The 14,131-nt window shown below is 48.6% G+C and carries 15 protein-coding genes; 9 read left to right on the forward strand and 6 right to left on the reverse strand.

Going from position 1 to position 14,131, the window contains the following annotated elements; translation table 11 throughout:
- Positions 1-18: 18 nt before the first annotated feature.
- Together ACFVQB_RS09395 and ACFVQB_RS09400 are read left to right on the forward strand one after the other, a co-directional pair.
- Positions 19-642: an acetate uptake transporter gene (locus tag ACFVQB_RS09395; protein WP_024629763.1), complete on the forward strand. Its 624-nt coding sequence runs from the start codon at positions 19-21 to the stop codon at positions 640-642.
- A gap of 208 nt (positions 643-850) precedes the next feature.
- A complete protein-coding gene (locus ACFVQB_RS09400) occupies positions 851-1,363 on the forward strand; it encodes an acyl-CoA thioesterase (RefSeq protein ID WP_379438109.1) in 513 nt (170 codons plus the stop codon).
- A 45-nt stretch (positions 1,364-1,408) separates the two neighbouring features.
- On the opposite strand, the gene ACFVQB_RS09405 is transcribed toward ACFVQB_RS09400, so the two are convergent.
- On the reverse strand, positions 1,409-2,485 hold the full coding sequence (locus ACFVQB_RS09405) for an anthranilate phosphoribosyltransferase (protein ID WP_379437432.1): 1,077 nt from the start codon (positions 2,483-2,485) through the stop codon (positions 1,409-1,411).
- Positions 2,486-2,503: 18 nt separating this feature from the next.
- On the reverse strand, positions 2,504-3,097 hold the full coding sequence (locus ACFVQB_RS09410) for an ANTAR domain-containing response regulator (RefSeq protein ID WP_379437435.1): 594 nt from the start codon (positions 3,095-3,097) through the stop codon (positions 2,504-2,506).
- Positions 3,098-3,549: 452 nt separating this feature from the next.
- On the opposite strand from ACFVQB_RS09410, the gene nirB reads away from it, so the two are divergent.
- The 4 genes from nirB to cobA are packed head-to-tail and all read left to right on the forward strand — an operon-like array spanning position 3,550 to position 8,014.
- Entirely contained in the window at positions 3,550-5,994 is a 2,445-nt protein-coding gene (gene nirB, locus ACFVQB_RS09415) for a nitrite reductase large subunit NirB (protein WP_379437438.1), read from the forward strand.
- Positions 5,995-6,010: 16 nt separating this feature from the next.
- Positions 6,011-6,328 (forward strand): nitrite reductase small subunit NirD, encoded by a 318-nt coding sequence (gene nirD / locus ACFVQB_RS09420; protein WP_379437441.1) that lies wholly within the window; start codon positions 6,011-6,013, stop codon positions 6,326-6,328.
- 37 nt (positions 6,329-6,365) lie between these two features.
- Positions 6,366-7,247: a formate/nitrite transporter family protein gene (locus ACFVQB_RS09425; protein ID WP_379437444.1), complete on the forward strand. Its 882-nt coding sequence runs from the start codon at positions 6,366-6,368 to the stop codon at positions 7,245-7,247.
- On the forward strand, positions 7,244-8,014 hold the full coding sequence (cobA, locus tag ACFVQB_RS09430) for a uroporphyrinogen-III C-methyltransferase (RefSeq protein ID WP_379437447.1): 771 nt from the start codon (positions 7,244-7,246) through the stop codon (positions 8,012-8,014). The genes ACFVQB_RS09425 and cobA overlap by 4 nt, the downstream gene beginning before the upstream one ends.
- A gap of 16 nt (positions 8,015-8,030) precedes the next feature.
- On the opposite strand, the gene ACFVQB_RS09435 is transcribed toward cobA, so the two are convergent.
- Complete coding sequence (locus ACFVQB_RS09435; RefSeq protein WP_379437450.1) at positions 8,031-8,669, reverse strand: TetR/AcrR family transcriptional regulator; 639 nt, start codon at positions 8,667-8,669, stop codon at positions 8,031-8,033.
- A 195-nt stretch (positions 8,670-8,864) separates the two neighbouring features.
- On the opposite strand from ACFVQB_RS09435, the gene ACFVQB_RS09440 reads away from it, so the two are divergent.
- Positions 8,865-9,632, forward strand: coding sequence for an SDR family NAD(P)-dependent oxidoreductase (locus tag ACFVQB_RS09440; protein WP_379437453.1), 768 nt, complete (start codon positions 8,865-8,867; stop codon positions 9,630-9,632).
- 399 nt (positions 9,633-10,031) lie between these two features.
- Here ACFVQB_RS09440 and ACFVQB_RS09445 read toward each other — a convergent pair whose 3' ends face one another.
- The 3 genes from ACFVQB_RS09445 to ACFVQB_RS09455 form a co-directional block, all read right to left on the reverse strand.
- The gene (locus ACFVQB_RS09445) at positions 10,032-10,298 is read right to left on the reverse strand and encodes a hypothetical protein (RefSeq protein WP_063567781.1); all 267 of its coding nucleotides are present in this window, start codon (positions 10,296-10,298) and stop codon (positions 10,032-10,034) included.
- A gap of 102 nt (positions 10,299-10,400) precedes the next feature.
- Complete coding sequence (locus tag ACFVQB_RS09450; protein WP_379437455.1) at positions 10,401-11,702, reverse strand: sensor histidine kinase; 1,302 nt, start codon at positions 11,700-11,702, stop codon at positions 10,401-10,403.
- Positions 11,702-12,379: a response regulator transcription factor gene (locus ACFVQB_RS09455; RefSeq protein WP_113053145.1), complete on the reverse strand. Its 678-nt coding sequence runs from the start codon at positions 12,377-12,379 to the stop codon at positions 11,702-11,704. The genes ACFVQB_RS09450 and ACFVQB_RS09455 overlap by 1 nt, the downstream gene beginning before the upstream one ends.
- Positions 12,380-12,630: 251 nt before the next feature.
- Here ACFVQB_RS09455 and ACFVQB_RS09460 point away from each other — a divergent pair, with 251 nt between their 5' ends.
- Positions 12,631-13,449, forward strand: a complete 819-nt coding sequence (locus ACFVQB_RS09460; RefSeq protein ID WP_379437458.1) for a polyphosphate polymerase domain-containing protein — start codon at positions 12,631-12,633, stop codon at positions 13,447-13,449.
- Positions 13,442-14,125 carry a DUF4956 domain-containing protein gene (locus ACFVQB_RS09465; RefSeq protein ID WP_379437460.1) on the forward strand — a complete coding sequence of 228 codons (684 nt, stop codon included), beginning with the start codon at positions 13,442-13,444 and terminating at the stop codon, positions 14,123-14,125. Before ACFVQB_RS09460 ends, ACFVQB_RS09465 begins: the two co-directional genes overlap by 8 nt.
- Positions 14,126-14,131 lie beyond the last annotated feature (6 nt).

The following is a 14,131-nucleotide window of genomic DNA, read 5'->3' on the forward strand; positions in this document are numbered from 1 at the left end:
TGGAGGCTCATCAACACCATGCAAACCGATTCACAGACTAAAGTCAAAATCATAAACGCCGATCCCAGCGCGATGGGATTATTTGGGTTGGCCATCGTCACTCTGGTCGCTTCCTCCCAAAAGCTTGGCATTACAGACGGCCTTAGCTATGCCATTCCTTGGGCGATTTTCCTCGGTGCCTTTGCCCAATTGTTCGCTTGCATTCAAGATTCCAAACGCAACAATACCTTTGGTACAACTGCCTTCGGCGCATACGCATTCTTCTGGTTCGCCATGGGTGCCAACTGGTTGATCAAAATGGGTGTATTTGGTTCCACTCTTGCGGAACAGGCAGATGGCAAGCAGCTCGGATTCGCTTTTGCCGGATACCTCGTGTTCACTCTGTTCATGACGCTGGGTGCCGTGGAAGCCAACAAAGTATTGCTCATCATTTTCATTCTCATTGACTTCCTGTTCCTTGGCCTGACCTTTGACGCTTTCGGCGTAGCTCCTCATATCTTCCATACCATTGCAGCTTATGCTGAAATGGGAATCGGAATCGTGTCGTTGTACGGCACAGGTGCTTCCGTACTGAATGCTCATTTTGGCTACACGTTCCTGCCTGTTGGCGGACCGTCTGGCATTTTCAAAGCCAAGGCTTAATATACAGCATCAAACCGCCAGCGCGCCGGTCCGCGCCTGGCGGTTTTTTTGAATCATGCTTCACTTGAATAGGGATGTGACCGACACCTATACTAGAATTAACATATAGAGACGATGGACGCGGCAGGCCTTGCAGAGTACATCAGCCATACTGTCAGGAGGACTACAAAGAATGAGAGAGATACCTAAACCTACGGAATTAGATCAAGTGGAGAGAAAGTATGTGCGCGAAACACGTTGTTTCAAGACAGCGAGAGTATTCCCAACCGATGTAAATAACCATAATACATTGTTTGGCGGCAAACTCATGTCTTACATCGATGACATCGCATCGATCGCAGCATCCAAGTTGTGCCGGGTAAATACCGTCACGGCTTCCACCGATTCGGTCGATTTCTTGTATCCGATTAATCCGACGGATTCGGTAACATTGGAATCCTTCGCATCGTGGACGGGACGAAGTTCGATGGAGATTTTTGTTAAAGTGATCCGCGAGGATCTGAAGACGGGGGAGAAGAAGATTGCGGCGACCGCATTCCTTACCTTTGTCGCTTTGGACGAAAATAACCGTAAACTCATTGTCCCTCGCATCATTCCGGAGACGGAGGAAGAGAAGAAATTATACGAGACTGCTCCAGCCCGGGCGGCCATGCGGAAACAACGGCGGGAAGAAAGCAAGAAATTCGCCGACTTCCTCACCGTTAGTTATCCCTGGGAATAAGAGTACTTACCTCAAATTCACAGATTCATGGGTAATTCAACATGCTTATATGGACGATGCCGGAAACGTGGGTACTACTCTGCTATCTGGCAGTTCGCCGCCCATGTCGACACACCACTGTTGGTAGATGCGATAGGCAGCGCCCCCCTCCAGCAAACCCTGGCATGTGTAGATACCTTCTTCTATTGAGGTGACACGCCCCGTCGCATACAGACGGAACCCGCCATTCAACAGGACCTGGTTCACAAAGGCGATATGCCCATTCCCGCTCAGCACAGCTTCTCCTACTTCAAGCTGCTTCGCTTCCGTCCACACTAACTCTGGTGCAGGAATATCCAGGTCATAAGCCGCCGGGTCTACCAATTCAAGCCTCATTTCGCCGTCTTCCACCGCATAGACCCGAGTTGGCCGATCAATATACAGGTCTTCCGACCCCTCCATCCCCTGTACAACATAAGCACGACGATACTGAAAACGGGTGAGCAGTTTGGCTATCCGATCAAGAAATGTATTATGAAATACACCAAAAACCAAATATGGCGAATGGTTAAAATCAATCAATTTCTCCGCTGTGTTCAGTACCGTACGGAATCCAAGCTCTTCCCGCAAAGGACGAAGCTGCCGGAGAGGGGCGCACCAATCCTCGGATGAAACATACATCACTCCTGTACGAAGGGCAGCACTTCTGGCATCTTCACGATCCATCTCCCATGTATTGATCCCCGCTTTTCTTAACAAAACCGATAACGTAACTCCCCACTTCGGTGGCAGAGGTTCACTTCCATGCAATGTCACTGGAAGGCCAGCAGCAGCCAACACAAACGCAGTCGGAAATGTTGCCATAAAGGACTTGGTTCGACCATCATACGGACCAGCGCAATCCAGTCCGTCCTGAAATAGGGACAAACGTTCCGCATTATTCCGGCAAGAATGGACAAAGGCTGCCAGCTCCTCTACATTTTCCATCTTCATTCGCTCAGCCATAAGAAAGGCTGCCGTCTGGGCAGGCGATACCTCCTGTCTCAGAATTTTTTCCGCTACAGCCAGCGCCTCCGCATAATTCAGATCACGCGAGCCTCGTTTTCCCCGCCCGACTTCTCTGAGTATCTCGGACATATCCATGAAAAACCCTCCTTCCCATTAAGACTGTAGCAGTTGATGCGCCTTCACAATGGCCGTGGCCACATCCACCATCCGTTTACGTTCATCCATCGCTTTCTTACGCAACAGGTCATAGGCTTCTGATTCGGTAATCTGTTTCAAATCGCATAAGATCGCTTTGGCCATATCAATCCATCTCCGGTCCTCCAGCCTGGATTGCAGCTGCTTGCGCTCCTGCTCCCACTGCTTGCGTTCCACATGGCGCTTGGCTGCAAAATGAAGTGTCCAATGAATCTCCGGTCCGTTCATAGAGGGGGTGAGTATTCCGTCAAAGGATGTCTCCACCTCGCAGGATTCTGCCGAAGAAGAGGCTGTATCCGGAGCGCACCACCAGAGCAGTGGCGTGTCCGACTTCCCCTTTCCCAGGTATTTCACCCAGTATTCCATATCTGACAGAGACAGATGAAGGATGGATGCATCAGCTCCGCCAGCCAACTTTAGTGCCTCCGTCTCACTGTCTGTCACCTGCACATGATACCCATTCGCCCCCAGTAGCTTCTCCGGCGTCGGAGGGATTGCATCAACCGAGGCAGATAGTGTTGGCTGTACACGGATGACCAATAAAGATCGCATGTGGATCAATCCCTCCCTATTTACATCTGGCAGACTTAGTTAAAAAGGGAGCATGGTTGTCAACCGCCCCTCGTTTGTGTCATATTACCTAACAACTATATACAGATCTGTATTTAATGACATCCATTAATGAAGTGAACTCATGTTGTTCTATCACTTTGCCGATAAAAACATGTAAACATAATTAACTTTAAATTTCAAATACTTTTTTGTGTTAACTATATTGACATGTAGAGATGGATCTTTTATAGTTAGGCCATAACAACTCCATATTTGAATCAATCACAGTTACAACGGCGTAGCTGGTTGAAACGGCAATGAAGCCTGTTTTGCAATCTCGGAGCAAGGGATGCGCATGTATATGCGCAGTCCTCCGAGGCATAACAGGCTTTTTCTATTTTAGAGCAATGTTGTGGGCATTTCGCAAAATGGATCCAAGGGGGCTAACTACAATGAGCACAACGAGAAAATTGGTGCTGGTCGGCAATGGCATGGCAGGAATCCGAACAATTGAACATATCCTCAAGCTCGCGCCGCATGCTTATGAAATTACTGTCTTCGGCGCTGAGCCACATCCCAACTACAATCGCATCATGCTTTCCTCTGTCCTGGCAGGTGGCACAAGCATTGAAGATATTGTGATCAACGACTGGAGCTGGTACGAAGACAATGGCATTCAGGTATACCCGGGTGACCCCGTCGTCCAGATTGATGCCGAGCGCAAGGAAGTTGTATCTCAGAAGGGTGTACGCGCAACCTATGATGAGCTGATTATGGCGACAGGCTCTCAAGCCTTCATCCTTCCACTCCCGGGAGCGGAAAAAGAAGGCGTAATCGGTTTCCGTGACATCAAAGACTGCGAGACGATGATGGCTGCATCGCAAACGTATCGCAAAGCTGCCGTCATTGGAGGTGGCTTGCTTGGACTGGAAGCTGCGCGTGGTCTGCTCAATCTGGGTATGGACGTTACCGTCATTCACATTAACGGACATCTGATGGACCGGAATCTGGACTTGCCAGCAGGTCTAATGCTCCAGCGGGAGCTTGAGGAGCAGGGGATGAAGTTCCTTTTGAACAAACATACCGAAGAAATCACAGGCAAACATCGGGCCAAAGCCATTCGATTCACAGACCAAACGGTGCTTGAAGCCGATCTGGTCGTCATGGCCGTCGGAATAAGGCCCCAGGTTGAACTGGCCCGCCAGACAGGCCTGGACGTGAGCCGGGGTGTCATCGTGGATGATTATATGAATACCAGCATACCTGGCATCTCGGCTGTGGGCGAATGCGCAGAGCACCGCGGGATTGCGTATGGACTGGTGGCTCCATTATATGAACAAGGCATGGTGCTGGCTAAGCGGCTTGCGGGTGCAGCAACGGAAGGTTATGAAGGATCTGTGACTTCGACGAAACTAAAAGTATCCGGTGTAGACGTGTTCTCCGCAGGACAGTTCAAGGATTCAGCGGACACCCGCAGCATTCGGATACAGGACGACGTGGATAGAGTCTACAAAAAGATGGTCATGAAAGACGGAAAGTTGATTGGAGCTGTCCTGTTTGGCGATACAACAGATGGCGCATCCCTTTTCTCCCTCATTAAAAGTGGTGAGAACATCAGTGGACGCGAAAAGGAAATATTGCTCGGCGTACCATCTGGTTCCGGTTCAGGCTCCGGTCCATCCATTGCCGAACGCATGGCAAGCATGCCAGATGCCGAGATCGTCTGCGGTTGTAACGGTGTTACCAAAGCTGCCATTGGAGATGCTGTACTCAATAAAGGATGCAACACACTGGGTGCCATAAAGTCCTGTACCAAAGCTTCAGCTTCCTGCGGTGGATGCAAACCAATTGTAGAATCGCTGCTTGTCCATTATGCAGGAGATGCTGTGGGTGAACAGGTGAAGGAAGGTATCTGTGGCTGCACCTCCTATGACCGTGATGAGATTGTTACCCAGATCAAGGAGATGGGACTGAAAACGGTGAAGGAAGTCATGAACGTACTCGGTTGGAATGAGCCAGAAGGCTGCTCCAAATGCCGTCCGTCCCTCAACTATTACCTAGGCATGATCTGGCCGACCGAATACGAGGATGAGCGGGTATCCAAGTTCACGAATGAGAGGTATCACGCCAACATCCAGAAAGACGGAACCTATTCCGTTATTCCACGGATCTATGGCGGTGTCACTTCCCCGGCAGAGTTGATGAAGATTGCAGCAGTTGCGGAGAAATACGATGTACCCATGGTGAAATTTACGGGTGGGCAACGACTCGATCTGCTCGGTGTACAGAAGGAAAATCTGCCGAAGATTTGGGAAGAGCTTGATATGCCTTCCGGCTTCGGTTATGGCAAGGCACTGCGTACCGTCAAGACATGTGTAGGCAACACCTTCTGCCGATTCGGAACACAGGATTCTATTGAGATGGGCATTCGTCTGGAGAAAAAACTCGACAAGATGGTCGCTCCCGCCAAAGTAAAACTAGCTGTCTCAGGTTGTCCGCGGAACTGCGCGGAGGCAACGATCAAGGACCTTGGTGTTGTTGCGATTGACGGTGCATGGGAATTGCATGTCGGTGGTAACGGTGGAGTTAAGGTTCGCGCTGCCGAGCTATTGTGTACGGTTAAGACCGACACTGAAGTGGAAGAGTGGACGTACGCCTATCTCCAATACTATAGAGAGAACGCACGATGGAATGAGAGAACAGCGGCTTGGATTGAACGGGTTGGTCTGGATCATGTGAAAAAGGCACTGGAAGACCGCGACGTACGCCTCGCACTGGTAGAAAGACTTGAACTGACCCTGGGTCGTACCGTCGATCCGTGGAAAGAAATCATCGAAAACGAGAAATTGCGTAAAAACTTCACCCCTTTGGCCGACGCTCAGCCGACAACCCACTAGAAGAGGAGGATCAGCGATGAATAAATTGCGCATTGGACACCTTGCGGATATTGATGAAAAGGGATCACGAACGTTCAAGGTACAGGATACGGAAATTGCCGTCTTCAAATTGAGTGACGGAAGTCTGCACGCTGTAGAGAATCGCTGCCCTCACAAGGGCGGCAGACTCTCAGAAGGCATGGTATGTGGGACGGCAGTCCATTGCCCCCTACATGACTGGAAGATTGATCTTCGCAGCGGCAAAGTACACAAACCGGATGATGGTTGTCTGAACACATACCCCACAGAAGTGGATGGAAACAGCGGAGAAATCTACATTACCATTGCAGGTTAAAGGATAAAGTTACCCTGACATCAAGGAGGAATACGCTATGGATTTTGTTAAACCGGCAGAAGTATTGCAATCAATGGTCGAGGCAGGAGAAAGCAAAGCCAGAATGAACAGGGTACAAATGCTGATCCGAGGTTTTCTGGCGGGAGCTATCCTTGCCTTTGCAACGACCCTGGCGTATACCGCTGTATCTCAAACTTCCGTTGGTTTGGCAGGTGCATTGATTTTTCCGGCGGGGTTCGTCATTATCATTCTGCTTGGACTTGAACTGGTAACCGGGAGCTTTGCCCTGATTCCGCTCGCGGTGCTAAAACGCAAGGTCCGTGTGATACATATGCTGAACAATTATTTCTGGGTCATTGCGGGTCATGTGCTCGGATGTTTATTCTATGCTCTATTATATGGACTGACTCTCACCAAAATGGGGACCGATATGAGCAGTCCGCTCATCCAAACTCTGATTCAAACCAGTGAAGCCAAAACACTGGGGTATCAACACTTGGGCGGAGCAGGTATTGTTCTTGTGGTCATCAAGGCGATTCTATGTAACTGGATGGTCACTCTCGGTGCGGTCATGGCGATGACTTCCACTTCCACGCTCGGTAAAATTGTGGCCATGTGGTTGCCAATTACCATCTTTTTTGCACAAGGGTTCGAACACGCTGTAGTGAATATGTTTGTGATTCCAGCAGGCATGATGCTGGGCGCTGATGTTAGTATCGCAGACTGGTGGCTGTGGAATCAGATTCCCGTGCTGGTTGGCAACTTCATTGGTGGAGCTGCCTTTACAGGATTTGGGCTGTATGCCGCTCACAAATGGGGAAGCCCCGTCAATCTTTCATCCACGCTGGCAACCATTTCTGGTGGCCGCTCAGGACTCGCCAGTCCTGATACTACATCCAAGTTGGGGACACGATCATGAGCCGGGGCATGGTTAGTATCGTAGGTGCAGGTCCTGGAGACCCCGAGTTGATTACGGTAAAAGCCCTGAAACGTATCCAGTCCGCAGATGTCATCCTGTATGATCGACTTGTTAATGATCAGTTGCTTGGCGAGGCCCGTGAAGACGCACTCCGGATTTACTGCGGCAAAGCTCCGGGTCTGCATTCAATGACTCAGGAAATGATAGGACGTATGCTGGCCGCGCATGCGGCTGAAGGTAAACAGGTGGTTCGACTCAAGGGCGGCGATCCATTCATCTTTGGGCGCGGAGGAGAGGAAGCAATTGTACTTGCACAAGCCGGAATTCAATTCGAAGTCATTCCAGGCATCACTTCAGCTGTGGGTACATCCGCTTCATCCCTTATTCCGTTAACACATCGCGGAGTGTCTTCATCCTTCGCATGTGTCACCGGAACTGGCAGCGACGGCAACGTATCCTCAGTCCGCTGGGACCTGCTCGCCCATAGTGTAGACACCCTGGTCATCTACATGGGCATCAGTCAATTGCCCCAGATTCAGCACGAATTGCTTCACCATGGCAAAAGCTGCTGCACACCAGCAGCGCTGATTGAACGAGGTACCACCTCGCAGGAGCGAATTATTACAGGTACCCTTGCCGAACTTCATTCCCTCGCCCTGTCGCAAAAGGTGAGTAATCCGGCGTTAATTATAATCGGAGAGGCCGTCCATGTACGTGAACTGGTACTTCAACTGCAACAGGCGGCTAACACCTCTATGACAGGGTAACCTAACCCTTCCTTATCTAATCCAACATCATACGTTCATGGATCGTCCGACCCTTCTGCCCTGGTTCAATCAGCAGACGGGTCGGTTTGATGTTAATCAGTGCCGTGAGCTGCTCTCCCATGTAATGCGCCGAATATTTGAATCCGATCTCGGCCCAGTGCATAATGACGCCAACCGTTGCGGAAACAAGATAACTCAGCATGATGTCATAATTAATGGTGTACTCGCTGTCTTCAGTCACTAATACAAAATCTTCGGTTAAGTATGTTCTGAACATATTACAAAGTCTAAGGCCCATATCACCATGCATCGTCATCAAGGCTCGAAAGATATCCTGATGCGCCTCGATATATTCAAATACTGGCATCGTTGATGGCAGCAATGCCGTCATATCCACTTCTTTCAACTTCGCGTAAGGCTCTGCATAAGCTTGTCCCACGCCCTGCATGAAATCATCCAGAATAAATTGCAATAGCTCGGGTTTGCCGGGAAAATGTAAATAGAACGTTCCCCGATTATAGTCCGCCCGCTCCGTAATATCACGGATTGTGACGGCGTCAGCTCCCTTCTCCAATATTAAAGAAACCGCCGCCGCAATGATGGCATCCTGCGTTCTTCGTGCTCTCCGATCCTGAGGGTGTTCGATAATCAACATTTCCACCTCCTCTGTCCATTATTGTAACCTAAATGAACACCGCTTACATCTCTGTCCGATAGCTGACATATGCGCTGTCAATGATGATTGTCACATTTCTATGTATATCTTAACATTAAGACAGGAACGATAGACCACAGGTTGAATGTTCAATCACAGTTCACCTGACTTCATTATATAAGGAGCGAATAAATTATGAGTACATCATATACCCAAACAGCCGTTATTACAGGAGCAGCCGGAGGCATTGGTAAAGAATTGGCACGTCGCCTTGCCGAACGCAAAATTAATCTGGTGCTCGTCGACCTGAACGAAGAAGCGGTCCAGCAAACCATCACGGATCTGAAACTCGACAAGGAGCATGTCATTGCGGTGAAAGCAAACGTATCTCAGGAAGCCGACGTGAAAAACTATGTGCAGCAAGCACTTGATACATTTGGCCGAATCGATTATTTTGCCAACAATGCTGGGATTGAAGGTCCAACCGGACTGATCGAAGATCTGAGCGTTGAAGCCCTCGACCTCGTATATAACGTCAATGTGCGCGGCGTATTTCTTGGTTTGCAGAACGTCATCCCTGTCATGAAAAAACAAAAATCAGGCGCGATTCTGAATACCTCTTCCCTTGCAGGTCTGATGGGTGCTCCAGCTGTATCTCCATATATTATGTCCAAGCATGCTGTTATTGGCCTCACCCGCACAGCAGCGAATGAACTTGCGCCTCATGGTATTCGCGTTAACGCGGTATTGCCAGGCACCATTAATACCCGCATGATGCGCCAAATCGAGGCAAACTCCGGTAACGTGGAAAATTATCAATCCGCTACCGTAGCCAGCATTCCGATGGGCCGCTATGGTGAACCGGAAGAAGTCGCAGCCATCATGAACTTCCTGCTGTCCGAAGAAGCTTCGTATGTCACCGCTTCGCTCTATACTGTCGATGGCGGTATGATGGGTCAATAAGCAGTTAGTGGGAAAAAAGTGCTTTATAACGGGGCTTACCTATAGGTCTGCCCTGATCAATGTCAAAAATGACCTCAACATCCACCGTAACGTGGAAGCTGGGGTCATTTCTTTAAAATCAAACATCTACACTTACATCGCTAACGAATTCAGGGAACCTTATATCAGCTATTCGCGCAGCATTTCAGAGCTAACGAACTCCAGACACGCTTTTTCACTGGCAGCCCTGCAAATGGACAGGTCAACCGAGGAAAGAGAGGCAATAACGTGTCTGAGATTCGTTACATCGCCTAACGTGTGGAAATGGCCCGAATAGCGCATTCTAGGTTCGTTAGATGTCTGCCAACACTGGCAGAAGCCAGCCAGACATCGGGTGCACAACCGCAACACCAATACGTTTTAATCCACGTAGCCTGCGAGACCTTTTTCCATCAAATAGTCCATTTCAGCATCCAGAATGCCTTCAACGGTTAGCTCATCGAGCTTTACATCTTTACGGCTCAGGATGTAGTCGGCCAGATCATCACCGTCGATATCCACGTCGCCTTTGGCATTTTCATGCGCTTTGTTAATGTACGCCTGCTCATGCTTCAGGACAAGAGCGATATTCGCTTCGCTTGCCTTCGTCTTCTCTGCAATATATGCCTTCATTTCCTGTTCATTCATTGAATTTGCTTCAGTCACGTTAAAGTCAGCTCCTTGATTCATACATACTGTTGCCATTGTAGCATAGGTTTACCCACAACAGTCATGCCTTATTCCTTATCCCTAAGATAAACGAACGTAAAATGTTGCACCGTCCCCTACCACACTGCGGGCGTAAATCTCACCTTTATGCTGCTCCACAATCGATCTTGCAATCGCAAGACCCAGTCCATGCCCGCCATGTTTCCGTGCTCTGGAGGCATCCGTGCGATAGAAGCGATCGAAGATCCGGTCCAAATGTTCAGGCGCAATGCCTTCTCCCGTGTTGGAAACGGCCAGCACAACGTCATTGTTTTGTTTCTTCAATGATACGTTGACCGAGCCTTTGGCTCTGGAGTATTTCACGGCATTATCGAGTAAGATCAGAATGACCTGCTTGATCTGTTCACTGTTGCCATGGACCATTAGCTGCGGCTCAATGCTGTAGTCCAAGGATATATTTTTCTCGAAAATCACCGCTTCCATCGTCAAAATGATCGTCTCCACCGCATCGCTCATATTGAATTTGGCATGAATCATCGTGGATCGCGCATCGTCAATTTGAGTCAAATATAACAGATCATTCGTTAGCCCCGACATGCGCTCCGTTTCCGACTTGATGTAATGCAGCCATTTGGCCTGATTCTCAATCGTATCCTCCCGGTTAGCGAGAAGCACATCCGTGTTGGTATTAATAATCGCCAGCGGCGTTTTCAACTCATGCGAAGCATCTGCTATGAACTGTTTTTGCTTCTCAAAGGCTTCCTTAACCGGGGTAATTGAACGATTAGCGAAATAACGGCTCAGGAAGTAGATGACGATCAGCATAATCAAACCTACGATGGCAAAAGTATAAATCAGATTTGTAAGGATGCCCTGTTGGGCCGTCACATCCATAAACACAATCATGTGCCCTGTGCTGCTCGGGTCGATCACATAAGCCCAATCGGTTCCATTCAGCGTGAATTGTCCGGTTTTCCGATCCAGATCGTTGACCTTGTTCACCTTTCGCAATGCTTCAGTATAGAACGTGTCCTCCATATCAAACCGGGAGTGCGTATCCGTGATTTTCCATTCACTATCCGTCTTGATCATGAACGATACCGAGCGTCCCGGCGGTGAGTTCGGATCACTTCCCGGAGCTCCATTTGCAATGGAATCCGATGGTTGTGATCCTGTCACTGAATTCCTGTCATCACCGCGCGGCATTTTGCTGGAGTTGTACGGGCCATGATAGAAATCCGATACTTTGAACAGCTCCATGTTGGTTTCCCGCTGCACATTCTGATACGTAATGATGTAGATGGTGGCAAAGGCAACCAGCATCATAATCGAGATGGATACCAGGTTCACGATCAGAAATCGGTTTCTGAGTTTCTTGAACATCAGGCCGTCACCTCAAGTACGTACCCCACACCCCGAATCGTATTGATGCGGACCGCGGAGTTCAGGAAGGTTAGTTTTTTGCGTAAAAACGAGATGTATACCTCCACATTGTTATACTCCACTTCCGAATCGAAACCCCATAACTTCTCAATAATCTGCTCTTTGGAAGTAATGGCCTGTTTGCGCGTGATTAACAGTTCCAGCAGTTCATTTTCCTTCAGATTCAGCTTGATTTCCTTACCTTGAACACTCAGTTTCAGCTGCGTGGTGTTCAATTCGATGTCACCGAATTTCAGTCCATCCTCCGGAACGACTTCTCCCTTCCTTCTCAGGGCTGCCCGAATCCGTGCAAGCAATTCCTCCGTGGCAAAGGGCTTTGCGATATAATCATCGGCTCCATAATCCAGCCCGGTCACTTTGTCTGAAATTTCTCCTTTGGCTGTGAGCAGAATGACAGGCGTATGATTGCCTTCGCTGCGCAGTTTCTTCAGCACGGTAATCCCGTCCATTTCCGGCATCATGATGTCCAGCAGCAACAGATCATAGATGCCGCTCAGCGCATAATCCAGACCCGATCTCCCGTCATGCACCATGTCTACAGAGTAATTGTGTTTCTTCAATATTTGCGATACGGCTTCCGCCAAATGAACCTCATCTTCCGCAATAAGTATTCTCATCGGTTCTTCATTCCTCTGCATGAATTGATTTCAATATATGTCAATCTATTATACCAACGATTGTAGCAACCGAACCTTGAATCAATCTTAATTTCACTTTTTTCGCGAACTATTAAAGGAAGGTAAAAAAAGATCAACGGAATGTAAAATCATTTAAGATTCATTCAAGGTTGGGGCTCTAAGATACAGACATGGAAGCAATACACGATGAAACAAAACATACAAAACATGGATGAAAGGACTGAACCCCAATGGCAATTGAAGTATTCAACCGATATGAGAGCAAATATCTCCTGACAGATGAGCAATACGAGAACTTCTACACCGATCTGCTGAAGTATATGGAGCTGGATGCCTATAACAAGAAACACGAGTTTTACTCCATCAGCAACCTGTACTTCGATACTCCGCAGGATTCCCTGATCCGCGCCAGTCTCTCCAAACCCAAATACAAGGAGAAGCTTAGACTGCGGGCATACGGAGTTCCTGAAGAGAATGCCAAGGTATATCTGGAGATCAAAAAGAAAGTATTTGGCCTGGTGAACAAACGCCGAACTGCCCTGAAGCTGGATGAAGCCTACGAATTCGTTCGGACAGGCAAAGCGCCTGATCTCGCCGATTACATGAACAAACAGGTTGTCGAAGAGATCAAGTATTTCCTCCGGCTGTACGATCTGGAACCAAAAGTGTACCTCGCGTATGAACGCAAGGCGCTGTTTGACAAAAACAGCCGCGATCTCCGGATTACCTTTGACACCAACATCCGCAGTCGCAGATACGATCTGAAGCTGGAGCAGGGAGATTACGGTGAACCGCTGGTGAAAGACGGTCGCTGGCTGATGGAAGTCAAAGCCGAGAAAACCGTTCCGATGTGGCTCTCCCAACTGTTATCCGAACATGGCCTATATCGCACCGGATTCTCGAAATACGGCAATGAGTACAGACATCTGGCCAGAACAACCAACCTGAACTACCAGACGGAACGTATACTCGTGCCGGGTACAGACTTCAACCCATCCATAGAACAAGAAAAAACAATCACAGAAAGAGAGCGTGTCCTGTATGCTTGATTCCATCTTTAGTTCCGCACTAACCGATACAACTCTGACCTTCAGCAATGCCATTGTTACCATCGGCCTTGCCATCATTATGGGGGCCATTATCAGCCTGACATACATGAAGACGAATCAGAGCACTTACTCCCAGAGCTTTACGCTAACCATGGTTGTCCTGCCAGTCATCGTAGCCATCATCATTCTTCTGATCGGCAGCAACATTGCCCGTGCATTCAGCCTCGCCGGTGCCTTCTCCATCATCAGATTCAGAAGTGCGCCTGGTGACCCGAAAGATATTGCTTATGTTCTGTTCACCATGGCTTCCGGTCTTGCCTGCGGTGTAGGCGCATTCGGTTATGCTGTATTGTTTACCATTATCCTGTGTGTACTGATGTTTGTCCTGAGCCGCTTCAACTTCGGAGCGAAGAAAAGCCAGCAAAAAACATTGAAAGTGACCATTCCCGAGAATCTGAGTTACGAAGAAGCACTGGACGAGGTATTCCACAAATTCAATGTCGTTCATGAACTTAAAAAAATCAGAACAACCGAGCTTGGAAGTTTGTACGAGCTGGTCTACAACGTAACCATTCATGAAAGTGTCAATCAAAAAGAATTTCTCGATATGATCCGTACCCGAAACGGTAATCTGGATATTTCATTAACCATGAGTCCAACAACCACTGAATATTAAAATTTG

It is taken from the genome of Paenibacillus sp. NPDC057886, assembly GCF_042796655.1.
GTDB lineage: Bacteria > Bacillota > Bacilli > Paenibacillales > Paenibacillaceae > Paenibacillus.

Excerpts from the sequence above, each read along its gene's own strand:
- ACFVQB_RS09395 (WP_024629763.1), top strand. The coding sequence starts at position 19 with ATGCAAACCGATTCACAGACTAAAGTCAAAATCATAAACGCCGATCCC.
- ACFVQB_RS09405 (WP_379437432.1), bottom strand. The coding sequence starts at position 2,485 with ATGGATATGTCCGAGATACTCAGAGAAGTCGGGCGGGGAAAACGAGGC.
- ACFVQB_RS09410 (WP_379437435.1), bottom strand. The coding sequence starts at position 3,097 with ATGCGATCTTTATTGGTCATCCGTGTACAGCCAACACTATCTGCCTCG.
- nirB (WP_379437438.1), top strand. The coding sequence starts at position 3,550 with ATGAGCACAACGAGAAAATTGGTGCTGGTCGGCAATGGCATGGCAGGA.
- nirD (WP_379437441.1), top strand. The coding sequence starts at position 6,011 with ATGAATAAATTGCGCATTGGACACCTTGCGGATATTGATGAAAAGGGA.
- ACFVQB_RS09425 (WP_379437444.1), top strand. The coding sequence starts at position 6,366 with ATGGATTTTGTTAAACCGGCAGAAGTATTGCAATCAATGGTCGAGGCA.
- cobA (WP_379437447.1), top strand. The coding sequence starts at position 7,244 with ATGAGCCGGGGCATGGTTAGTATCGTAGGTGCAGGTCCTGGAGACCCC.
- ACFVQB_RS09435 (WP_379437450.1), bottom strand. The coding sequence starts at position 8,669 with ATGTTGATTATCGAACACCCTCAGGATCGGAGAGCACGAAGAACGCAG.
- ACFVQB_RS09440 (WP_379437453.1), top strand. The coding sequence starts at position 8,865 with ATGAGTACATCATATACCCAAACAGCCGTTATTACAGGAGCAGCCGGA.
- ACFVQB_RS09445 (WP_063567781.1), bottom strand. The coding sequence starts at position 10,298 with ATGAATGAACAGGAAATGAAGGCATATATTGCAGAGAAGACGAAGGCA.
- ACFVQB_RS09450 (WP_379437455.1), bottom strand. The coding sequence starts at position 11,702 with ATGTTCAAGAAACTCAGAAACCGATTTCTGATCGTGAACCTGGTATCC.
- ACFVQB_RS09455 (WP_113053145.1), bottom strand. The coding sequence starts at position 12,379 with ATGAGAATACTTATTGCGGAAGATGAGGTTCATTTGGCGGAAGCCGTA.
- ACFVQB_RS09460 (WP_379437458.1), top strand. The coding sequence starts at position 12,631 with ATGGCAATTGAAGTATTCAACCGATATGAGAGCAAATATCTCCTGACA.
- ACFVQB_RS09465 (WP_379437460.1), top strand. The coding sequence starts at position 13,442 with ATGCTTGATTCCATCTTTAGTTCCGCACTAACCGATACAACTCTGACC.